The following is a 20,210-nucleotide window of genomic DNA, read 5'->3' on the forward strand; positions in this document are numbered from 1 at the left end:
GGGGGCGCCGGCGGCGCCCCCTGCGGTTCGGGGCGTCAGCCCCTGGGCTCGTCCTTGAGGCCTACGATGATGGCGTAGCACGCCGCGAGCAGGACCAGTGTGAACGGCAGGCCGGTGGAGATCACCATGGCCTGCAGGGCCTCGGCCCCGCCACCGACGAGCAGTGCGATGGCGATGGCGCCCTCGATGACCGCCCAGAACACACGCTGGGGCTTGGGCGCGTCCACCTTGCCACCGGCGGTGATGGAGTCGATCACGAGCGAGCCGGAGTCCGAGGACGTCACGAAGAACACGATCACCAGGACGATGCCGATGAAGGAGGTGATGGTGGTCAGCGGCATCTGCCCCAGCATCGCGAACAGCTTAAGCTCCAGAGCCGCCTCCTTCACGCCCTGGAAGCCATTGCTGACGAACTGGTCGATCGCCGCGCCACCGAAGGCCGTCATCCACAGCACCGAGATCACGGTCGGCACGAGCAGGACGGCGATGATGAACTCGCGCACGGTGCGGCCGCGGCTTACGCGCGCGATGAACATGCCGACGAAGGGCGACCAGGAGATCCACCAGGCCCAGTAGAAGGAGGTCCAGCCCTCCATGAAGTTCGAATCCTGGCGGCCGAACGGATTCGCCAGTGCCGGCAGGTCCGCGGCGTAGTTCCACAGGTTCTCGAAGAACCCGGAAAGGATCAGCATGGTCGGCCCGACGATGATGATGAACAGCAGCAGCAGGGCGGCAAGCACCATGTTGATCTGCGAGAGCCGCTGCACGCCCTTGTCCACGCCGAGCAGCACGGAGGTCAGCGCGACGCAGGTGATGCCGGTGATCAGCAGCACCATCGTCACCTCGCCACCCGGGATGCCGAACAGGTACTCCAGGCCGGCGGCCGCCTGTTTGGCGCCGAGACCGAGGGAGGTGGCGAGACCGAACAGAGTGGCGAACACCGCGACGATGTCGATAACGTGCCCGGGCCAGCCCCAGACCCGCTCGCCGAGGATCGGGTAGAAGATGGAGCGCATCGTCAGCGGCAGGCCCTTGTTGAACGAGAACAACGCCAGAGCGAGGGCGACGATGGCGTAGATACCCCAGGGGTGCAGGCCCCAATGGAAGATCGTGGCCGCCATGCCGAGGTTCAGAGCTGCCTGCTCGTTGCCCGGTGCACCGCCCAGCGGGGCCCAGTCACTGCCGCTCAGCGACGTGCCGAAGTGCGTCATGGGCTCGGCCACGCCGTAGAACATCAGGCCGATGCCCATGCCGGCGGCGAAGAGCATCGCGAACCAGCCCATGTAGCTGAAGTCGGGCTTCGCGTGCATGCCGCCCAGTCGGACCCGCCCGAGGGGCGTGAATATCAGCACTACGGCGAGTAGGACGAAGATGTTCGCGGAGAACAGGAAGAACCACGCCATGTTGTTGGTCAGCCACGGCCGCAGCGCCGTGAATGCCGGGCCGACCTGGTCCTGCAGCGCGAGCGTGATGATTACGAAGAACAGGATGATCAGCGCGGAGATGCTGAACACCTTGCCGTGCAGGTCGATTTCCAGGCCGAACTTGGTGGTGGCGACGTTGTCCTGCCCGATGACGTAATCGGTATCGATGAGATTGGCCGGCCCCTCCGGTGCGGGCACGCCGACCGAGCCGTTGTCCGGCTCCTGTGCGTTGTTGTCGTTTGACTGCTTATCCACGGTAGTGACCCCTTTCGGAGAAATTGGAGTGGGTGTGGGCCGTCGGTTATCCGTCGCGGTTGTGTACGCGTACGAGGAACACCGACTGTTCCGTGTGCGCGGCGATCCTGTCGCCGTGGGAGGGCATGACGGCGTCGAGATGACGCGGCAGGTGAGTGGCCATGACCACCAGGTCCGCGCCGGTGTCCTCGATCGCCTGGAGAAGGACGTCGTCGAGATCGGCGATCGGATCCGGTGAGGTGATCATGCGTGCGCTCGCCCGCTGGCCGTGATCACCGGCCTGTTCCCGTGCGAACGCCTCGAGCTTCTGCTGGTACTCCTCGGGCGTGCGGGCCACGCTGCCGGGTGTGGTGGCAGTCACGCCCACGTAGCAGACTTCGGCGCCATAGTGACGCGCCAGATCCGAGGCCGTCTTGAGTGCGGGTTGTAGGACTTCCAGGTGTGCCAGGTCCACCGGCACCATGATCTTCGAGTACATTCTGCCTGTCTCCCAGTGCTGCTTTCGACTGTATTGCAAGCGCCTGGAGCCGGCCCGGCTCGGAGTCGGCAGGGCCGTCGGCCCCCGGCTTTTTGGAGGGCCTGCCTCTTCTTTTTCTCGTCACGGTACCTTGGCGTGGCGCGAAGTGCCACGCGTGCGGCATCACCGTACGTCGCGCGGAGTCTACAGACAGACGCGCCGCAGCCCAATGCCGGCGCGCCGGACAGGCGGTCAGGCGCGGCTGACCAGCCAGCTCCGGTGGGGAGGCGGGCGGCGCGGGAAGTCGGCCGGAACGGTCTCGGAGGTGATCTCGCGGGTCACGAGGCCGAGCGTCCCGAGCCGTGGCCCGTCCAGGCTGAAGCGGACGCGGTTGGTGACGAAGTACAGCACTCCCGCGGGGGCGAGCAACGCCGACGCGGCCTCGATCAGCTCGACGTGGTCCCGCTGGATGTCGAGGGACGTGCCGCCGTGGCGTGAACGTGAGACCGACGGCGGATCCAGCAGGACGCGGTCGAAGCGCTCGCCGCGCTCGGCCGCCTCGGTGAGCCATTCCCTGCAGTCGGCCCGGAAGATCCGGTGGGAGGCAGGATCGATACCGTTGAGACCCATGTTGCCGCGTAGCCAGGCAAGGTACGTGCGTGACAGGTCCACGCTGGTGGTGTGAGCACCGGCCATCGCGGCCTGCACGGTGGCGCTGCCCGTATAGCAGTAGAGGTTCAGCACCTGCAGGCCGTCTGCGCCGTCCGCGAGGCGGCGGCGGATCCCGCGGGAGTCCAGGAACAGCCCCGTGTCGAGGCGCTCTGTCAGGTTCACCCGCAGCCGGGCACCGCCTTCGTGAACGATACGCTCCAGCGCGTGCTCGCCCTGGCGCTCGTACTGACTGCCCGTGCGCCGGCGCCGCCGGATCTTGAGTACGACCGCCTCCGGGGCGAGTTCCAGCACCTCGGCGACAGCGGCGATTGCGGCACGCCGCCGCCGCTCGGCCTTGCGCGGGGCGATCTTCTCCGGCGGCGCGTATTCCGCGACGTGGGCGCAGACGCCTTCCTCGCCGTTGTAGACATCCACTGCGAAGGCGTACTCGGGCAGGTCGGCGTCGTAAACGCGAAACGCGTCGACGCCCTCGCGCCGCGCCCAGCGGCGGCGGTGACGGAGGTTCTTGCGCAGCCGGTTGACGAGGTCCGCGGGGGCGTCCGCGGTCGCCGTCCGTTGTGGCGCGGCCGGCTCGGCCGCGAGGGTATAGAGGCCGAGCCGCGCCGGCAGCCGTGCGTTGTGAAAGCGATAGACCCGGTCCGCCCGCAGGCCCAGGGCGGCAAGCAGCTGGGAGTGGCCGGTGAACACCGCCATCCGCCATCCCGGAACGGCGGTGCGGGCCCAGTCCCCCAGGGCCATGTACAGCCGTTCCACCGGCCGGTTGGTCTCCAGGCGCTGGCCCCAGGGCGGATTGGTGATCAGCAGGCCGGCCGTCACGTCGCCGGGGCCAGCCCAGTCCTGCACATCGCCGGTGCGGAACGTGATGCGGCCCTCGAGGCCGGCACGAACGGCGTTCTCGCGGGCGACCCGGATCGCCTCCGGATCGATGTCTCCGGCAAAAAGCGGCGGCAGACGGTGAAGGCCGTCGCGGGCGCGCTCCCGCGCTTCCTCGAGCAGGGCCCGCCAGGTGTCCGCTGGGAACCCCCGCCAGAAGCGGGTGCCAGAGGGCTCGCGATGAAGCCCGGGGGCGATGTCCGCGGCCATCATGGCCGCCTCGACCACCAGTGTGCCGGCCCCGCAGAACGGGTCGGCGAAGGCGCCGCCGCGCTCCGCGACGGCAGGCCAGCCCGCGCGCACGAGCAGCGCGGCGGCGAGGTTCTCCTTGAGCGGCGCCTCGCGGGCGGCGCGACGGTATCCGCGGCGGTGCAGTGCGCCACCGCCGATATCGATGTAGACGCTCGCGTGGGACCCGGACAAGCGGACGTTGCAGCGCAGGGCTTCACCGCCGGGGTTCGCCGTCGGTGCCTCGAGGCCGAGGTCGTGAAAGCGCGCACGTATGCCATCCTTGGTCACGCGGGCGCTGTGCCGGCTGTCGCGCAGCGAGGCGTTATGGCCGGTGAAGTCCACCACGAAAGGCGTGTCCGCCGTGAGGTGCGCTTCCCAGGGCAGGGCGCGCACGCACGCGAGCAGGGCCTGCTCGTCCGCCGCGTCGCCGCTGCCGAGAGTCAGCAATACCCGCGAGGCGAGACGCGACCACAGACACGCCCGCAACGCCGTGGCGACGTCGCCCTGCCAGGTCACGCCGGCACGGGTCTCGCGGGCACCGACGACACCGAGCGCGGTCAGCTCGTCGCGGAGAAGGCCCTCGAGATTGCGGGGAACGGCGGCGAAAAAAGCGTGATCTGTATCGCTCATTCTGTCCCTGTGAAGACGGGTTGGAGACGCGCCCGTGTTGCGAATCGGCCGGTGCGTGACTATACCAGTCGCGTGGCCCGGAACGGGCGCCGACTAGCCAGTCGCGGCATGGCATGGTAGGTTGAAATAAGTGGGCCTTAAGGTTTTCCTGAGTTTTCATAGATGCCGCCTATTGCGTGGACGGGGCAAGATCACGATAGGCGGAGGATGAAAACTAACGGGATTTCCCACGTCCGGCCCGGCCGCGGTCGCTTTGCGGCGGTTATCCGGACGCGCTTGCGTGCTGATCGATCAAGATGAACTGAAAGCAGACGAAGGGCTACACTCCGCATGACTGACAAGATAGTCGTCGAGGATCTCTACAAGGTCTTCGGCCCCGATCCGGATGAGGCGCTACGCCTTCTGGAGCAGGGGCTCAACAAGGACGAGATCTTCGAAAAAACCGGCAACACGGTCGGCGTCCAGCAGGCCAGCTTCTCTATCCAGGAAGGTGAGATATTCGTGATTATGGGGCTGTCCGGTTCGGGCAAGTCGACCATGGTGCGCATGCTCAACCGCCTCATCGAGCCCACGCGGGGCAGTGTCTACATAGACGGCCAGGACGTGACGTCGATGAGCAAGTCGGAGCTGATCAACCTGCGCCGCCATGACATGAGCATGGTGTTCCAGTCTTTCGCGCTGATGCCGCACCGGACTGTCCTCGAGAACGCCGCCTTCGGCCTGGAGGTTGCGGGTACCGAGCGTGGCGAGCGCGAGAACAAGGCGCTGGAGGCGCTCGAGCAGGTGGGCCTGAAGGCCAACGCCAACAGCTACCCGGACGAGCTCTCCGGCGGCATGCAGCAGCGCGTTGGCCTTGCCCGCGCGCTGGCCGTGGGGCCGTCGATCATGCTCATGGACGAGGCGTTCTCGGCACTCGACCCGCTGATCCGCACGGAGATGCAGGACGAGCTGCTGGCGCTGCAGCAGAAGCACAAGCGCACCGTGGTGTTCATCTCCCACGACCTGGATGAGGCCATGCGCATCGGTGATCGCATCGCCATCATGCAGGGCGGCTTCGTGGTGCAGGTCGGCACCCCCGAGGAGATCGTGAGCAACCCGGCAAACGACTACGTCCGCTCGTTCTTCTATGGGGTGGACGTCAGCCAGGTCTACACCGCCGGCGACATCGCCAACCGTAAGCAGGTCACGGTCATCGAGCGCCCGGGGATGAGCGTCAATGCGGCGCTGGAGCGCATGCGCCAGCACGACCGCGACGTCGCGGTCGTGATCGACCGGGGTCGCCAGTACCAGGGCACGGTGAGCATGGACTCGCTGAACGCCCTGCTCGACAAGGGTGGCGAGCCCGAGTACGCGGACGCGTTCCTCGAGGAGGTCGAACCCATACCGGACGACACGCCCATGCAGGAGGTCGTCGGCAAGGTGGCGGGCAGCCGCTGGCCGCTGCCGGTGGTGGATGCTGACGGCAAGTACCTTGGGAGCATCTCCAAGACCTCCATTCTGCGGACGCTGGACCGGACGGGGTAATCAGACATGGCGAGTATCTTCCCAGACAACTACCAGCTACCGATCGGCGAGTACGTCGAGCTCGGCGTCGACTGGGTCCAGAACAACCTCACCGGCATGCTGGACGGCATCGCGGCGGTGATCGGGTTCGTCGCGGACGGTCTCGAGGGGATCCTGAGTTTCCTGCCGCCGGAGGTGCTGGCGCTGATCATCGTCGGCATCGCCTTCTGGCGCGTGGGCTGGCGTTTCGGGGTGTTCGCCCTGCTCGCGATGCTGGTCATCCTGGGCATGAACCTGTGGGACGAAACCGTGCAGACGCTGGCGCTGGTGCTCGCTTCGAGCTTCGTGGCGCTGGTCGTCGGGATACCTGTGGGGATCTGGATGGCGCGCAACGAGATCGTCGAGCATATCGTGCGCCCGATACTGGACTTCATGCAGACGATGCCGGCATTCGTGTATCTCATCCCCGCGGCGATCTTCTTCGGCCTCGGGAAGGTGCCGGGCACCATCGCCACGGTGATCTTCGCGATGCCGCCGGTGGTGCGTCTGACCAACCTCGGTATCCGGCAGGTGAGCAAGGAGAAGGTCGAGGCGGGGCTCGCGTTCGGCTGTACCGACCGGCAGCTGCTGTTCAAGGTTCAGGTGCCGCTGGCGATGCCCTCGATCATGGCGGGCATCAACCAGACCATCATGCTGGCGCTGTCGATGGTGGTCATCGCCTCGATGATCGGTGCCGGCGGCCTTGGCAACACGGTGCTTACCGGTATACAGCGCCTGAATGTGGGGCTCGGTTTCGAGGGCGGGCTCGGCGTGGTCATCCTCGCCATCCTGCTTGACCGTATCACCCAGAGTTTCGGGCAGCGCTCGCGCAAGTAGCGGGCGCCGCCAGTCGGCAATCGGCGCCGTTCGCTCGTACGAATAGGCGTCGACTAATGTAGCAACAGAGGAGAGCAGAACATGCTCGGAAAGACCTCGAAAATCGTACTGTCCGCAGTCCTCGGACTCGGCATGGTTACCGGCGCCCAGGCGCAGTCCAACGAGCCGGTGCGCATCGGCTGGACCGCCTGGTCCGACGCGGAGTTCGTGACCAAGCTGGCCTCGAACCTCATCGAGAATCGCCTCGACCGCGACGTCGAGCTGGTTCAGACCGATATCGCCCCGCAGTACCAGGGTGTCGCTAACGGCGATATCGACGTGATGCTCATGTCCTGGCAGCCGGGCACGCACGCGGACTACCTGGACAAGGTCAACAGCGACGGCGTCAAGGCGATCAACCTGGGTCTGCTGTACGGCTATGCGCGTCTGGGCTGGGCGGTGCCGAATTACATCCCGAAGAGCGAGCTCAACTCCATCGAGGATCTCAAGAAGGACAGCGTCCGCGAGAAGCTCGACGGGACCATCACGGGTATCGACCCGGGTGCCGGCCTGACGCGCCTGTCGAAGAAGACGATCGAGGATTACGGCCTCGATGACTACAACCTGCAGACCTCCAGTGGTGCCGGCATGACCGCGGCCCTGGATCGCGCGGTCAAGCGTGACAACTGGATCGTCGTGACCGCCTGGAGCCCGCACTGGCTGTTCGGCGCCTACGACATGCGTTATCTGAAGGACCCGAAGGGCACGCTCGGCAGCTACGAGCGGATCCACGCGTTCGCGAACGTGGGCTTCTACCAGCGTGACCCCGAGGTCGCGATGTTCCTCTCGCGCATGCAGATCCCGCTGGACGAGCTCGAGGCGGCGATGTACGACGCGCAGCAGACCTCCTACGAGAAGGCGGTGCAGAAGTACATCGACAACAACAAGGCCCGGGTCGACTACTGGGTCACCGGCGACGTCAAGTAAGTACGTCCCGGTCCGCAGGGCTCCGCGCGACGGGGCCCGCTGTAAACCCCCGCCTTCGGGCGGGGGTTTTTTCGTGTGCGGCCACGGTCCGCGCCGTCATGACGGTAGGCGGCGCCCGCCAGCGCGCATTAGAATGCGGCTTTCCGGGGCGGAGGGCCCCAGCCAACAGGGAGAACCTGGCAATGGTAACCGCAATCGTCCTGCTCAACGCCGCCCGTGGTCGTGTCAACGAGGTCGCCGGCACCCTTGCCGATATCGACGGCATCTCCGAGGTGTACTCCGTCGGTGGCCGCTACGATCTCGTTGTTATCATCCGTGTGCCCAGCAATGAGGCGCTTGCCGAACTGGTCACCGAACGTATGCAGACCCTCTCCGACATCGAGGAGACCGAGACGCTGATCGCTTTCCGCGCCCAGAGCCGTCACGACCTGGAGAGCATGTTCAGCATCGGCCTGTGAGTGCGGACCGGCTGCCGGGGGATGACGGGGCGGCGCTGTGACGCAGCAATACAGGAGACGGCATGCTGTTTGAACGCTTTCGACGGCCCCGCTGGGCGCACCGGGATCCGGAGGTGCGCCGCGCGGCGGTAATCGCGCTCGATATCGCGGATGAGGAACAGGGCGGAACGCTTGCCCGTCTGGCGGAGGACGATCCGGATGCGGGCGTCCGTGCCGCGGCGGTGCGACGACTGGATGACCTGGCGCTGCTCGAGCGCGCCCTTGATGGCGACCCGGAGGCGCCGGTGCGGGAATGCGCCCGGGCACGCTACTGTCAGCTGCTGACCGGGGGCGACACCCTGTCCATGGCGCACCGGGAGTCCGCGCTGCAGGCCTGCGCGGATCCCCAGATCGTCGCTCACGTGGCGCGCGGGGCGCGTGAAGAAGGTCTTCGGCGTCTTGCCCTGGAAAGGACGACGGACCCCGGCGTGCTGGCGGAGGCGGCACTCCACGATCCGGTCGCTCGCCTGCGCCAACTGGCGCTGGAGCGGATCGACGACGAGCCCACGCTCCGTGAGATCGCCGACCGTGGCCGGGCGCTGGACCGCCGCATAGTGCGCCTGGCGCGTCAGCGCCTGGACGCAATCATGGAGGCACGGGAGGCCGAGCGGGATGCCCGCGCGGTACTGGAGGACCTGTGCCGGCGCCTGGAGGGGCTCGCCGAGGTGCCGGCCGGACGGGAAACGGCCGCCGAGCGCGAGCGTATCGGAAACCGCTATGACGCACTGCCGCCGCTTGATGTCCCCGATCTGATTGAGCGCTTTGAGCGGGCGTGGGCGGCGATCGGCGAAGCGCTTGAGCGGGCGGGCCGTGAGGCGGCCGCCGGCGACGCGGAAGCGCCTCCTGCCGGGGCCGCGGCGAACGCGCCGGCAGCGGTGGGTGCCGGCGAGGTGATGGCGGAGCTGGAGGCCGCGGGTGCGCCGTCCATGGAACGGCTCAACCGCCTGGAACGGGCGGTCGGGGAAGGACGATACGCTGACGGCGACGAGGCCCGGCGGGCACGCCTGTGGCTCGAGGCCGGCCGGCGTTACGTAACGCTGGCCGAGCGGCTCTCCGATCCAGGCGGCGACCTCCATTCGCTCACCGAGCTGGCTGAGCGGCTGAATTGGCCGGAAGAGCTGCCGTCACCTCCGGAGGTGACGGCGCTGCACGGGGCGATCCGGGAACGCCGGCAGGCGGCGGACGAGGCGCGTAAGGACGAGCGCGCGGACAACGAACGCTCGGCCGCGCTGGAGGCCCTGGACGCGGCGCTGGACGCCGCCGACGAGGCGTTGTCCGCCGGTGAACTGCGTCGTTCGCGCCGGGCGGTGGGGCAGGTCCGCCGCGCACTCGAGGACGTTCCGGGGTCGCTGGATCCCGGCCGCGACCGCCGGGTCGCAAGGGTCCGGGCACGTCTGGCCGAGCTGCGCGACTGGCGCCACTTCGCGGTCGCGCCCAAGCAGGAAGGCCTGTGCGAGGCAATGGAAGCCCTCGGTCAGGGTGACGGCCTGGAGCCGGAGGCGCGCCTGGCCCGTATAGGCGAGCTGTTCGAGGAATGGAAGGCCACTGGGGGATCCGATTCCGCCGGCACACGTGCGCTGTGGCAGCGCTTTCAGACCGCCGCGGAGCAGGCGCGGGAGAGTTGCCGGGAATGGCAGGAGGCCGAAGCGGCACGGCGTGAGGCCAATCGTGAAGGCCGGCAGACGGTGTGCGGCCAGCTCGAACGGTTCCTCGACGAGACCGACACGGACACGCTGGCACTCGCGGAGCTGGAACGGATCCGCCGAACGGCCCGTGATGACTGGCGGGGCTTCGCGCCCGTGGACCGCCGCGGTACCCGCGGTCTGACCCGCCGTTTCGAGGGATTGATGAACACGCTCTCCGAGCGGATCGATGCGCGGCGCGAGCAGGCCCGCGAGGCGAAGACGGCACTCGTCGCGGAGGCGGAAGCCTTGGCCGAGGCGGATGATCCCGAGCGTGCCGCTGAGCACGCCAAGGCCCTCCAGGAACGGTGGAAGGCCTCGGAATCGGCACGGCCGAAGGACGAGCGCGCGCTCTGGCGGGCCTTTCGTGCCGCGTGTGACCGGATCTTCGAGCGGCGGGACGCCGCGCGCCGCACGCGCCGTGCGGAAGGTGACGACCGGATTGCCCAGGGGGAGCGCGTCTGCGAGGCGGTGGAGGCACTGATCCCGTCCGAAGGGGGAGAGCGGCCCGCCGACGGAGAAATCGCGGCCGCCGTGGCGGATGCCCGCGCGCGGCTGGAGGCCGCCGGTCTTCCGGACAGCCGTCGCGGTCACGGTGTGCGACGCCGCTTCGAGCGGGCCTGTGCGACGCTCGACGCCCTCGCCGGCGAGCAGCGGGCGCAGGCGCGCGTTGCGTTGCTGCCGCGGCTTGAGGCGGTCCTGGATGGTACCGGGCACACTGACGCCCTGGAAGGACTACCGGAGGACGAACCGCTGCTGGAGCCGTTGCGCGAGGCGGTGGCCGGGCGTCTGGCCCCGCAGCCGCCGGCACCCCACGACGACCCGTCCCAGCGTGACCTGTGTCTGCGCATGGAGATCCTGGCGGGGCTGGGGTCGCCGGAAGCGGATCGGCGCCGGCGCATGGAGCTCCAGGTGGAGCGGCTCTCCGACGGCTTCGGGGCGGGGACGGACGAGCGTCCGCGAGAGGCGCGGATCTGGGCGCTGGTCGCCGAGTGGTATGCGCGCCCGGCGACGGATCCCGCGCTCCAGGCCCGCTTCCGCCGGGCGGCGGAGGCCGCGGTCAGGTCACTCGCTGAGGGGCAGCCCGCTTAGCGCGTACTCGCCCCGGTGCCAGCGCAATACGCTGCCCTGGTCGAACCAGTCGCCGAGCACGATGCGTTCGGCAGGGGCGCCGTCGAGCTCGAAGCGGTGCACTGCCGGCCGGTGAGTATGGCCGTGGACCAGCCGCTGTACGCCATGATCCCGCATGGTCGCGGCCACGGCGGCGTCGTTGACATCCATGATGGTGTCGTCGAGGCGCTGGTTGCGCTCGCTGCTCTGCGAGCGCGCCTCCGCGGCGTAGGTCTTGCGCTCATCGATGGAGCGGGCGAGGAACTGCCGTTGCCACTCTGGGTCGCGGACCATGGCGCGGAAACGCTGATAATCCGCGTCATCCGTGCACAGGGCGTCGCCATGGGCGAGGAGCACCGGCTCGCCGTCGATCTCGATCGTGCAGGGGTCTGCGAGCATTCCGGCACCGGTCATGCGTGCGAACGTCTCGCCCAGGAGGAAGTCACGATTCCCGCGCATCACCCGCACTGGCACGCGGTGTTCCACCAGGGCGCGCATCGCCGCGATGACCGGCTCGTCGGCGCTGACCGCGTCATCCCCGATCCAGGCCTCGAACAGGTCGCCAAGGATGTAGAGGGCCCCGGCGTTGCGCGCCTCCCCCGCGAGGAAGTCCAGGAACAGGCGCACGATTGCCGGCCGTGCGGGATCCAGGTGCAGATCGGAGATGAACAGGATGGGCGCGTCGTGACTGTCGTGCTGTGGCCGCGTCATGCTTGACCTCTGTTGCCGGTTTCGACCGCGTGGGTACTGGCGCGTGACCGGTTCTCTTGTCTCCGCGTTGGCGGCTGGTTAACTTGGCAGCCGTCGCCGACGGACACACACGGAGAACACGGAATGACAACGCCGACCACCGATCTGTGCGATGCCCACGAGGGACGTCTTCGCATCCTCACGCCGATCTTCTCGGACTACGGCGGTCGCCGGAGTTTCTCCGGACCGGTCCTGACGGTCAAGGTGTTCGAGGACAACTCGTTCGTGCGGGATGCGCTCTCCGAGCCCGGGGAGGGGCGGGTGCTGGTGGTCGACGGCGGCGGCTCGCTGCGCTGTGCGCTGCTTGGCGACAACCTCGCCGCGATGGCGCGGGACAACGGCTGGAGCGGTATCGTGGTCTACGGCTGTATCCGCGATTCCGGCGAGATCGGCGGACTGGATATCGGGGTAAAGGCGTTGAACGTTCACCCGCGGCGCAGTGAAAAACGCGGTGAAGGGGAGCGCGGTATCCCCGTGAGTTTCGCGGGGGTGACCATCCGTCCGGAGGACTGGCTGTACGCGGACGAGGACGGCATCGTGGTGGCCGACGAACGCCTCGATTAACGGACTTCGCGGCCGCCTCGCGTGCCTTCCCAAAGCGGTTCTTCGGGTATAAAACCGGAAATGAAGGGAACGGATCTGCCCTGGAGGAGGGAACGGCCATGCGGCAACCGGTACGCAGGATCCTCGATCGCAAGAGCTCTCAGATGTACGTGCTCGGTCCCGACGCCTCGGTGGCGGATGCCGTGCAGATGATGAACCGGCACAACATCGGTGCGGTACTGGTCGTCGACCCGGAGCAGGCGCTGCTCGGTATTTTCACCGAGCGTGACGTCCTCCGCCGGGTTATCGACGGCCGCCTGGACTACGACCGTACGCCTATCGAACAGGTGATGACCCGCAAGGTCTTCTACATCGAGCCCGACACCTCCGTCGAGGAGGCACTGACGATGGTCAACGAGCGTGCCTGCCGGCACTTGCCGGTGATGGAGGGTGGCCAGCTGCTCGGGATGATCTCCATACGCGACCTCACAGCGGCGGTCATGGCGGATCGTGACACGGAAATTCAGCATCTTACCGGATATATTGCAGGCAGTTACTGAGGCCGGTCGCACGGCCGCCGCCCCGGCGGCGGCCGTGGACGGCGGCCGGGGAGACGCGGCATGACCGATGGGTCCCGCAACGCGGACGGCGTGCGCCTGGACAAGTGGCTATGGGCGGCGCGATTTTTCAAGACACGGCGCCTCGCGGCAGAGGCGGTCAAGGGTGGCAAGGTCGAGGTGGACGGGGTGCGGGCGAAGCCCGCCCGCGACGTACGCGTCGGCCAGCGGCTCGCGATCACCAAGGGGCCCGTGACCTTCGAGGTCACGGTCGACGATCTCTCGGACAAACGCGGTCCGGCTACCGAGGCGCAGACCCTCTACACCGAAACCGGGGAAAGCATCGAACGGCGCGAGGCAGTGCGCGTGGAACGGCGCGCGGTGGCCGCGGCGACGCCGCGGCCCGATCATCGCCCGGACCGGCGCAACCGCCGCGAACTTGCGGCGTTCAAGCGCGGCGGCGGCTGACGGGGCGGTCGCGCCGGGTTATCGTTCCAGCGGTGTGAAGTCCTCGCGTTCGCCGAGGAACGCGGGCCGCACCCCGGGGGCGCCGTAGGGCTGCTGCGGGCGGTTGCGCACGCTGTTGTAGACGAAGAACACGTTGCTGCGCGGGTCCGGCGACATATTGGCGTTGGAGGCGTGCAGGGTATTGCACTCAAAGATCAACAGCGAGCCCGCCGGGCCGGTGGCTGCGTCGATACCGCGTTCCCGCGCGAGGGTGCGGATCGCGTCCTCGTCGGGCACGCCGAACTCCTGGACCTTGAGCGAACGCCTGTAGTTGTCTTCCGGTGTGGCCCCCACGCAGGAGACGAAGTGTTTGTGCGAGCCGGGGATGAGCATTAGCGGCCCATTGAGGGCGTGATTGTCGGTGAGGATGATCGAGCAGCTCACGGCCCGCATCCGCGGCATGCCGTCCTCGGCGTGCCAGGTTTCGAAGTCCGAGTGCCAGTTGAAGCCCGTGCCACGGAAGCCGGGCTTGTAGTTGATGCGGGACTGGTGGATGTAGACCTCGCTCGCCAGGAGCTGGCGGACGCGGTCGAGCAGGCGCGGGTCCCGGGCCAGGCGGTTGAACCGGTCGGAGATGTCTGCGCGGTGAATGCCGAAGACCGAGCGCACCTCGTTGCTCTCGGGCTCGCGGATCATGCCGTCCCAGTCATTCAGATCTGGATCGGCCTCCAGGCGGCGCAGCTCCTCGCGGAAAGCCTCGACTTCCTCCGGCGGGAAAAGCCCCTCGAAGAAGAGATAGCCGTCGTGCTCGAAACGCCGGAGCTCGTCGCTGGTGAGCGGACCGGACCAGTGGCCGTTCTCGTCGGAGTGAATCACCGGGTCGAGTCGCGGAATCACGCCCACGGGCGCCTCGGTGCGGGTGGGATAGAGATCCTTGCTGTTCAGCATGTCGGCACCTCCCTGAATCGCCAGCGATACGGAAAGAACCCTGCTGCGCGCAGCGAACGCTGCCACGCGACCCGTGCATGCCAGTCGCCGGGCTCGTGGCGCGGGGCCGGGCGGAGCCCCGGCACCGGCACATGCCGTGCGTACTATCCGGCACGTCCATGCGGGGCACCGGTGCTGGTGGCACCGGAAGGTCGGACGTGCAAAGGAAACACCGGCGTCCCCTGCAGCGGGGAGACCCTGTGTTGTGGTGGGAAAGTTACGAATGCAGGCGCCCGGGCGTCAACCCGGGCGCCCGGGACGGGGTCAGTCCTCGACGAGGGTGTACGAGCCGTCCTCGTCGTGAACCTCACGGCCGGTGACCGGCGGGTTGAAGGCACAGACCAGGCGCATGTCTTCTGTGCCGCCGCGCAGCACGTGCCGGTCATGCTTGTCCAGGGCGTAGAGCGTGCCGTCCCGGATCTCGTGAACCTCACCGGTGGCCAGGTCCTCGATGGTGCCGTTACCGGCCACGCAATACACCGCCTCGAGGTGGTTCTTGTACCAGAACGTGTGTTCGGTCCCGGCCGGGATGATGGTTTCGTGGAAGGAAAAACCCATGCCGTCCTTCTTCAGCAGCAGGCGGCGGCTCTTCCAGTCCGGACCCTCCACGTCGCGGTCGGTCCCGATGATCTCTTCGAGCCTGACGATCTTCATCCGCTGGTCTCCTTGAAAAGCGAAAGGGGCGGGAGGCCGCCCCTCGGGCGTGGTCGCAGCGCCCATCCGGAACCGGATGGGACGCTAACGATTATTCATGCCGCGACACGGCTCACGCAATACCGAGTTCGGCCATGGCCTCGGTGAGGGCCCTTTCGATGATCTCCAGGCCCTGGTCGAGAACCTCGTCCTCGATGGTCAGCGGCGGCAGGAGCTTGAGCACCTCGTCGTTCGGACCGGCGGTCTCGATGATCAGTCGGTGGCCGAAGGCCTTCTCGGAGACCTTGCCGGCGAGCTCCTGATTCTCGAACTCCACCGCCTGCATCATGCCGCGGCCGCGGACCTCGCCCTTGGCCTGCGGGTGGCGCGCGGCGAGGCCCTGCAGCCACTCGCGGATCTTCTCGCCCTTGCGCTTGACCTCGCCGGCGAAGGCGTCGTCCTGCCAGAACAGTTCCAGGGTGCGGCGCGCGGTGACCAGTGCGGGGTTGAAGCCGCGGAAGGTGCCGTTGTGCTCGCCGGGCTCCCAGATATCGAATTCCGGTTTGACCAGTACGATGGACAGCGGCATGCCGAAACCGGACAGGGACTTGGAGACGGTGACGACGTCCGGATCGAGATCGAACTCCTCGAAGGAGAAGTAGTTGCCGGTGCGCCCGTTGCCCGTCTGAATATCGTCGATGATGAACAGCATGTCGTGCTCGCGGCACAGGTCCTGCAGCTTGCGCAGCCACTCGCCGCTCGCCACGCGCACGCCGCCCTCGGCCTGCACCGTCTCGACGATCACGCCGGCGGGGATGCCGACACCGCTGCCGCCGTCGGCCAACATCTTCTCGAAGTAGTCGATGGTGTCGAATTCGTCGCCGAAGTAGCTGTCGTACGGCATCGAGGCGGTGTTGAGCAGCGGCACCCCGGCGCCGTCGCGCTTGAACTGGTTACCCGTGACCGACAGTGCACCGAGGGTCATGCCGTGGAAGGCGTTGGTGAACGCCACGAATCCCTCGCGGCCCTTGGCCTTGCGCGCGATCTTCAGGGCGCTCTCCACCGCGTTGGTGCCGGTCGGGCCGGGCAGCTGGATACGGTGGTTCATGCCACGCGGGGCGAGGATGATGTCGTGGTAGGCCTGCAGGAACTGCGCCCGCGCCACGCTCGCCATGTCCAGGCTGTGGATGATGTTGTCATCCGCCATGTAGTCGGTGAGGGCCTTCTTGATGTCGGGGTGATTGTGACCGTAGTTCATCACGCTCGCCCCGGCGAAGAAGTCCAGGTAGGCGGTCCCCTCGGTGTTGTAGAGATACGAGCCCCGCGCCTTCTCGAAGACCGTGGGGAAGCTGCGCACGTAGCTGCGCACCTCGGACTCGTACCGGTTGATCGCCTCCATGTAATCCATGGCTGATTCCCTCTCTGGATCTAGTAGTTGAGTGTGTTCGGCGCGTCCGCCGTGAACGGGCCGATAGAGAAGAGTTCCTCGTCATCATGCCCGGCCTCGGGGAAGTCCGCGGCGGTGAAGCACGGGCTGACGGCGCATTCGGCACCCAGGTCCCGGGCCACGGCGCGGAACAGCGCCCGCGATGCGGCGTTATCCGGCGTGATGGTGGTCTCCAGCCGGGTTGCCCCCTGACACCCGGGGGCGCGCAGGAAGGCGGCGACCAGGCGCTTGCCGAGACCCAGGCCCTGGGCCTCGGGCAGCAGCCCCACCTGCCAGAGGAACGCGGTGTCCGGGCGCTGTGGCCGGCGGTAGCCGGTGACGAAGCCAATCGTGCGGCCGTCGCGCTCCGCGACCACGCAGGTCTCCGAGAAGTCGCGGGCCATGAGCAGGTACAGGTAGCTGGAGTTCTCGTCGAGCACCCCGGCGTCACGGACAACCCGCCACATGCCGCCACCATCGGCGATCGCCGGCTGTCTCAGAATGATGCCGTCCTCACTGGGTCTGCTGGCCATTGCGCACTCCTCGCTCAGGGTTATTCGGTCGCTGTGCGGCGTTCACGCCTTCCGGACCGCCGGACACGACATGTCTTACACGTACCCGTTCCGGGTTCGTGACGGTCTAGGCATGGTGTCGTGTGCGGCACGGTTATGGGGTGTTCTCAGGCCCCGGCGACATGACTGGTGGTGGATGCAGGGGTCGTGGGGATAATCCGGCAGGCGGTGAAATCCATCATCAACGGATTTCTTCTCCGTCGTTTAGATTGGCCTATCATTAATGCACTACACGATAGTCCGTGTCAAGCGTGACGCGGCCCGCCGGCCGCGGTGGTGCCGGCACTCACCCCGGTCGTGGAATGGTCAGGTCCGCCGCATCTCGGCTATGCTCACCACCGCCGAACAACAATCAACCGGCCGGTCTTCCGGGCCGGTCGCATCACGGGCATCCATGCGTCAGACGTTACTATCCGGATCATCAGCGCACGGCCCTGCCGGCGGCCAGTGCGGGCCGCGGCGTGGACGGCGGGACTGTTATCGTCACCGGCCGTGGACGCCGGATGGCGTTGCCCGCCTTGGACGCGTGGCCGTCCGGACAGTGCCCATCCGCGATCCCGGCGGGGCCGCCGGCAGGCGCACCCCGGCCGGCGGTGCAGGACGGGCGCGTTACTGGAAGGAGGGGGCGGTATGACCCGAATCGTATCCCCCTTCGTCGCGCTGTTCCTGTCGTTCGGGCTGCTGCTCGTCGGCGGGGGCCTGTTGGGCACGCTGGTGGGCGTGCGGATGACGATGGAGTGGTTCCCGACCCAGGTTATCGGTCTGGTGGCGGCGAGCTACTCGGTCGGCTTCGTGCTCGCCACTCGCATATGCGGCCGGGTGATCGCGCGTGTCGGCCACATCCGGACGTTTGCCGCGCTGGCGGTGATCGCGGCGACCAGCACGCTGGCGTACCCCATCTTCATCGAGCCGGTGGTGTGGGGCGGCATGCGGCTGGTCTACGGTTTCGCCATCGCCGGCCTGTACATGGTGGTGGAGAGCTGGCTCAACGACCGCACGCCGCCGGAGTACCGGGGCCAGGTTTTCGGCGTCTACAGCGTCGTGACCTACGTGGGGCTCGGGGGCGGCCAGTTCCTGCTGGTGTTCTCCGATCCAGCCGGATTCGAGCTGTTCAGCCTGTCCGCCGCGCTGATCGGCCTTGCGCTGGTGCCGGTGACGATCACCCGCACCTCCTCCCCGGAGCTGCGCGAGGTGGTGCCGGTGCGGCTGCGCGAGCTCTACGCGGCGTCTCCGTTGGGGGTTGTGGGGTGCGCGGCGGCGGGGGTGATCAACGGCTCGTTCCTGGGCATGGGGCCGGTGTATGCCAAGGGCGCCGGGTTCAGCCAGTCGATGATCGCGATCCTGATGGGCGTGACCATCGTCGGCGGTTTCCTGCTCCAGTATCCCATAGGCAGGCTGTCGGACCTGTACAATCGCCGTGACGTGATCGCCACGGTCGCCGCGGCGGTCGCGATCGTCAGCGGCGCCATGGTGGCGCTGACCGCGCACAGTACCGGGGCCGTCGTCGGGTTGTCGGTCCTGTGGGGCGGGCTCGCATTCACGCTCTACCCGCTGTCGGTATCGCTGACCAACGATTTCATGGACGCCAGCCGGATGCTCGGTGCCAGCGCCGGCCTGCTTCTCGTGCACGGTGCGGGGATGATCGCCGGTCCCGTGGCGACGTCGCAGCTCATGGGCCTGGTCGGCCCGACGGGCCTGTTCTGGACGCTGGGCGCCACGGCGCTGGCGCTCGCCGGTTTCGCGCTGCTGCGCCAGCGTGTCGGACCGCCGCTGTCGATCAGCGAGACCTCCGGTTACCAGATGGGACCGAGCAGCACGCCTTACACGGGTACCTTCGATCCTTACGCGGAGAGTGGCATACAGATGGAATTCGATTTCGACGGTGACGACGGCGCCGGGACGGCCGACGAGGAAGCGGCGGCCCCGGATGCCGGCCCAGGGGAGGGGGACCACCGGTCATGAGCGGGCTGCTCGCCATCGATACGACCACCACCGCCTGCTCGGTCGCCCTACGGGCCGGAAAGGCGGTGCTGTGCCGGTACGAGGCCGTCGGGCAGGGGCATTCGGGGACCGTCCTCGCCATGGTCCGTGCGGTCCTCGACGAGGCGGGCCTGGAGATGACCGACCTCGGGGCGCTGGCCTGCTGCAGCGGTCCGGGTTCGTTCACCGGGGTGCGGATCGGTATTGGTGTGACCCAGGGGCTCGCCCTCGGTGCGGACCTGCCAGTGATCCCGGTGTCCACCCTGGCCACCGTGGCGCAGGGGGCCTGCCGCACCCACGGTGCGGCGGCAGTTGCAGTCGCCATGGACGCCCGCATGGGCGAGGTTTACTGGGGCTGCTATCGGCGCCGTGGCGCGGGCGTCGTCACCGCGGGGGAGGAGGCGGTGGTGTCGCCGGATTCCGTGGTGCTGCCGGGCACCGGCGACGCCTGGCTCGGTTGCGGTACGGGCTACGGCGCCTACGCCGAGGTCCTCGCGGAACGGCTAGGCGAGGCGGTTACGGTGGTCGATCCGGAACGCCTGCCGGACGCCCGGGACTGTCTCGCCCTGGCCGAGGTGCGGCTGGCGGCGGGGGCGCGCGGTGTGGCGGCGGAGGATGTCGTGCCCACCTACCTGCGCAACCGCGTCACCCAGGGGTAGGGTTGGCGGGCGGTACGAATTCCGTTCGTCCCGTTTGTCGACAGTAACCCCCAATCACTTGAAATTGAACTCGATGTTCCCGATATACCGGAATGCAGGATCGCGGTGCGTCCGCGACGGGAAATACGGGAACAATGCAGGGAGGTGATGGATATGGACATGACGCGTTATCGCCCGGGCCGTGGCGTGGCCAACCTGAGCGACGAGTTCAGCCGGTTTTTCTCTTCGCCGCTGTTCGATGCGGTGCGTGATTTCTCCACCGTGGAGACCAGCCAGTGGACCCCCGCGGTGGACATCCGCGAGGAGACGGACAAGTTCGTGGTCGAGGCCGATATCCCCGGGGTGAAGCCCGAGGATATCGAGGTGACCATGGAGGACGGCGTGCTCTCCATCCGTGGTGAGCGCAGCAGCGAGCGTGATACCGACGAGGGCGGCGTGCGCCGCCGGGAACGCGCCTACGGGGTGTTCTACCGGCGTTTT

The 20,210-nt window shown here is 67.7% G+C and carries 19 protein-coding genes; 11 read left to right on the forward strand and 8 right to left on the reverse strand.

Features of this window, described 5'->3' with window-relative positions; all coding sequences use genetic code 11:
- Positions 1–35: 35 nt before the first annotated feature.
- The 3 genes from ACEZHJ_RS05155 to rlmKL form a co-directional block, all read right to left on the reverse strand.
- Positions 36–1,679, reverse strand: a complete 1,644-nt coding sequence (locus ACEZHJ_RS05155; protein ID WP_018716941.1) for a BCCT family transporter — start codon at positions 1,677–1,679, stop codon at positions 36–38.
- Positions 1,680–1,725: 46 nt separating this feature from the next.
- Entirely contained in the window at positions 1,726–2,157 is a 432-nt protein-coding gene (locus ACEZHJ_RS05160; protein WP_018716940.1) for a universal stress protein, read from the reverse strand.
- Positions 2,158–2,388: 231 nt separating this feature from the next.
- Positions 2,389–4,542: a bifunctional 23S rRNA (guanine(2069)-N(7))-methyltransferase RlmK/23S rRNA (guanine(2445)-N(2))-methyltransferase RlmL gene (gene rlmKL / locus ACEZHJ_RS05165; protein ID WP_018716939.1), complete on the reverse strand. Its 2,154-nt coding sequence runs from the start codon at positions 4,540–4,542 to the stop codon at positions 2,389–2,391.
- Between the two features lie 330 nt (positions 4,543–4,872).
- Between rlmKL and proV the strand changes: the two genes are divergently transcribed.
- The 5 genes from proV (at position 4,873) to ACEZHJ_RS05190 (ending at position 11,158) form a co-directional block, all read left to right on the forward strand.
- A complete protein-coding gene (gene proV, locus ACEZHJ_RS05170; protein ID WP_018716938.1) occupies positions 4,873–6,066 on the forward strand; it encodes a glycine betaine/L-proline ABC transporter ATP-binding protein ProV in 1,194 nt (397 codons plus the stop codon).
- Between the two features lie 6 nt (positions 6,067–6,072).
- Entirely contained in the window at positions 6,073–6,921 is an 849-nt protein-coding gene (locus tag ACEZHJ_RS05175) for a proline/glycine betaine ABC transporter permease (protein ID WP_018716937.1), read from the forward strand.
- A gap of 81 nt (positions 6,922–7,002) precedes the next feature.
- Positions 7,003–7,887, forward strand: coding sequence for a glycine betaine ABC transporter substrate-binding protein (locus ACEZHJ_RS05180; RefSeq protein WP_018716936.1), 885 nt, complete (start codon positions 7,003–7,005; stop codon positions 7,885–7,887).
- 182 nt (positions 7,888–8,069) lie between these two features.
- Positions 8,070–8,345 (forward strand): Lrp/AsnC family transcriptional regulator, encoded by a 276-nt coding sequence (locus ACEZHJ_RS05185; RefSeq protein ID WP_018716935.1) that lies wholly within the window; start codon positions 8,070–8,072, stop codon positions 8,343–8,345.
- Positions 8,346–8,407: 62 nt separating this feature from the next.
- Complete coding sequence (locus ACEZHJ_RS05190) at positions 8,408–11,158, forward strand: DUF349 domain-containing protein (protein WP_018716934.1); 2,751 nt, start codon at positions 8,408–8,410, stop codon at positions 11,156–11,158.
- On the opposite strand, the gene ACEZHJ_RS05195 is transcribed toward ACEZHJ_RS05190, so the two are convergent.
- Positions 11,132–11,887 carry a UDP-2,3-diacylglucosamine diphosphatase gene (locus ACEZHJ_RS05195; RefSeq protein ID WP_018716933.1) on the reverse strand — a complete coding sequence of 252 codons (756 nt, stop codon included), beginning with the start codon at positions 11,885–11,887 and terminating at the stop codon, positions 11,132–11,134. The genes ACEZHJ_RS05190 and ACEZHJ_RS05195 overlap by 27 nt on opposite strands.
- A 123-nt stretch (positions 11,888–12,010) precedes the next feature.
- Here ACEZHJ_RS05195 and rraA point away from each other — a divergent pair, with 123 nt between their 5' ends.
- The 3 genes from rraA to ACEZHJ_RS05210 all read left to right on the forward strand — a co-directional run bounded on the left by rraA (position 12,011) and on the right by ACEZHJ_RS05210 (position 13,494).
- Positions 12,011–12,490 carry a ribonuclease E activity regulator RraA gene (gene rraA, locus ACEZHJ_RS05200; protein WP_018716932.1) on the forward strand — a complete coding sequence of 160 codons (480 nt, stop codon included), beginning with the start codon at positions 12,011–12,013 and terminating at the stop codon, positions 12,488–12,490.
- A gap of 98 nt (positions 12,491–12,588) precedes the next feature.
- The gene (locus ACEZHJ_RS05205) at positions 12,589–13,029 is read left to right on the forward strand and encodes a CBS domain-containing protein (protein ID WP_026320900.1); all 441 of its coding nucleotides are present in this window, start codon (positions 12,589–12,591) and stop codon (positions 13,027–13,029) included.
- Between the two features lie 60 nt (positions 13,030–13,089).
- The gene (locus tag ACEZHJ_RS05210; RefSeq protein ID WP_018716930.1) at positions 13,090–13,494 is read left to right on the forward strand and encodes an RNA-binding S4 domain-containing protein; all 405 of its coding nucleotides are present in this window, start codon (positions 13,090–13,092) and stop codon (positions 13,492–13,494) included.
- A gap of 18 nt (positions 13,495–13,512) precedes the next feature.
- On the opposite strand, the gene thpD is transcribed toward ACEZHJ_RS05210, so the two are convergent.
- The 4 genes from thpD to ectA form a co-directional block, all read right to left on the reverse strand.
- Positions 13,513–14,421: an ectoine hydroxylase gene (gene thpD / locus ACEZHJ_RS05215; protein WP_375036304.1), complete on the reverse strand. Its 909-nt coding sequence runs from the start codon at positions 14,419–14,421 to the stop codon at positions 13,513–13,515.
- Between the two features lie 303 nt (positions 14,422–14,724).
- On the reverse strand, positions 14,725–15,114 hold the full coding sequence (locus ACEZHJ_RS05220; protein ID WP_018716928.1) for an ectoine synthase: 390 nt from the start codon (positions 15,112–15,114) through the stop codon (positions 14,725–14,727).
- Between the two features lie 112 nt (positions 15,115–15,226).
- Positions 15,227–16,501 (reverse strand): diaminobutyrate--2-oxoglutarate transaminase, encoded by a 1,275-nt coding sequence (gene ectB / locus ACEZHJ_RS05225; protein ID WP_018716927.1) that lies wholly within the window; start codon positions 16,499–16,501, stop codon positions 15,227–15,229.
- Positions 16,502–16,521: 20 nt separating this feature from the next.
- Positions 16,522–17,052 (reverse strand): diaminobutyrate acetyltransferase, encoded by a 531-nt coding sequence (gene ectA / locus ACEZHJ_RS05230; RefSeq protein WP_018716926.1) that lies wholly within the window; start codon positions 17,050–17,052, stop codon positions 16,522–16,524.
- A gap of 669 nt (positions 17,053–17,721) precedes the next feature.
- Here ectA and ACEZHJ_RS05235 point away from each other — a divergent pair.
- The 3 genes from ACEZHJ_RS05235 to ACEZHJ_RS05245 all read left to right on the forward strand — a co-directional run.
- Complete coding sequence (locus ACEZHJ_RS05235) at positions 17,722–19,053, forward strand: MFS transporter (protein ID WP_018716925.1); 1,332 nt, start codon at positions 17,722–17,724, stop codon at positions 19,051–19,053.
- Entirely contained in the window at positions 19,050–19,730 is a 681-nt protein-coding gene (gene tsaB / locus ACEZHJ_RS05240; RefSeq protein ID WP_375036305.1) for a tRNA (adenosine(37)-N6)-threonylcarbamoyltransferase complex dimerization subunit type 1 TsaB, read from the forward strand. Before ACEZHJ_RS05235 ends, tsaB begins: the two co-directional genes overlap by 4 nt.
- A gap of 159 nt (positions 19,731–19,889) precedes the next feature.
- Positions 19,890–20,210, forward strand: a 321-nt coding sequence (locus ACEZHJ_RS05245; RefSeq protein WP_375036306.1) for an Hsp20/alpha crystallin family protein, incomplete at its 3' end; no start/stop codon positions are given.

Origin of the sequence: Arhodomonas sp. KWT2 (genome assembly GCF_041949875.1) — a bacterium.
GTDB lineage: Bacteria > Pseudomonadota > Gammaproteobacteria > Nitrococcales > Nitrococcaceae > Arhodomonas > Arhodomonas aquaeolei.

What these genes read in the sequence shown, in the direction of transcription:
- ACEZHJ_RS05160 (WP_018716940.1), bottom strand. Translation starts at nt 2,157, where the DNA reads ATGTACTCGAAGATCATGGTGCCGGTGGACCTGGCACACCTGGAAGTC.
- rlmKL (WP_018716939.1), bottom strand. Translation starts at nt 4,542, where the DNA reads ATGAGCGATACAGATCACGCTTTTTTCGCCGCCGTTCCCCGCAATCTC.
- proV (WP_018716938.1), top strand. Translation starts at nt 4,873, where the DNA reads ATGACTGACAAGATAGTCGTCGAGGATCTCTACAAGGTCTTCGGCCCC.
- ACEZHJ_RS05175 (WP_018716937.1), top strand. Translation starts at nt 6,073, where the DNA reads ATGGCGAGTATCTTCCCAGACAACTACCAGCTACCGATCGGCGAGTAC.
- ACEZHJ_RS05180 (WP_018716936.1), top strand. Translation starts at nt 7,003, where the DNA reads ATGCTCGGAAAGACCTCGAAAATCGTACTGTCCGCAGTCCTCGGACTC.
- ACEZHJ_RS05185 (WP_018716935.1), top strand. Translation starts at nt 8,070, where the DNA reads ATGGTAACCGCAATCGTCCTGCTCAACGCCGCCCGTGGTCGTGTCAAC.
- ACEZHJ_RS05190 (WP_018716934.1), top strand. Translation starts at nt 8,408, where the DNA reads ATGCTGTTTGAACGCTTTCGACGGCCCCGCTGGGCGCACCGGGATCCG.
- ACEZHJ_RS05195 (WP_018716933.1), bottom strand. Translation starts at nt 11,887, where the DNA reads ATGACGCGGCCACAGCACGACAGTCACGACGCGCCCATCCTGTTCATC.
- rraA (WP_018716932.1), top strand. Translation starts at nt 12,011, where the DNA reads ATGACAACGCCGACCACCGATCTGTGCGATGCCCACGAGGGACGTCTT.
- ACEZHJ_RS05205 (WP_026320900.1), top strand. Translation starts at nt 12,589, where the DNA reads ATGCGGCAACCGGTACGCAGGATCCTCGATCGCAAGAGCTCTCAGATG.
- ACEZHJ_RS05210 (WP_018716930.1), top strand. Translation starts at nt 13,090, where the DNA reads ATGACCGATGGGTCCCGCAACGCGGACGGCGTGCGCCTGGACAAGTGG.
- thpD (WP_375036304.1), bottom strand. Translation starts at nt 14,421, where the DNA reads ATGCTGAACAGCAAGGATCTCTATCCCACCCGCACCGAGGCGCCCGTG.
- ACEZHJ_RS05220 (WP_018716928.1), bottom strand. Translation starts at nt 15,114, where the DNA reads ATGAAGATCGTCAGGCTCGAAGAGATCATCGGGACCGACCGCGACGTG.
- ectB (WP_018716927.1), bottom strand. Translation starts at nt 16,501, where the DNA reads ATGGATTACATGGAGGCGATCAACCGGTACGAGTCCGAGGTGCGCAGC.
- ectA (WP_018716926.1), bottom strand. Translation starts at nt 17,052, where the DNA reads ATGGCCAGCAGACCCAGTGAGGACGGCATCATTCTGAGACAGCCGGCG.
- ACEZHJ_RS05235 (WP_018716925.1), top strand. Translation starts at nt 17,722, where the DNA reads ATGACCCGAATCGTATCCCCCTTCGTCGCGCTGTTCCTGTCGTTCGGG.
- tsaB (WP_375036305.1), top strand. Translation starts at nt 19,050, where the DNA reads ATGAGCGGGCTGCTCGCCATCGATACGACCACCACCGCCTGCTCGGTC.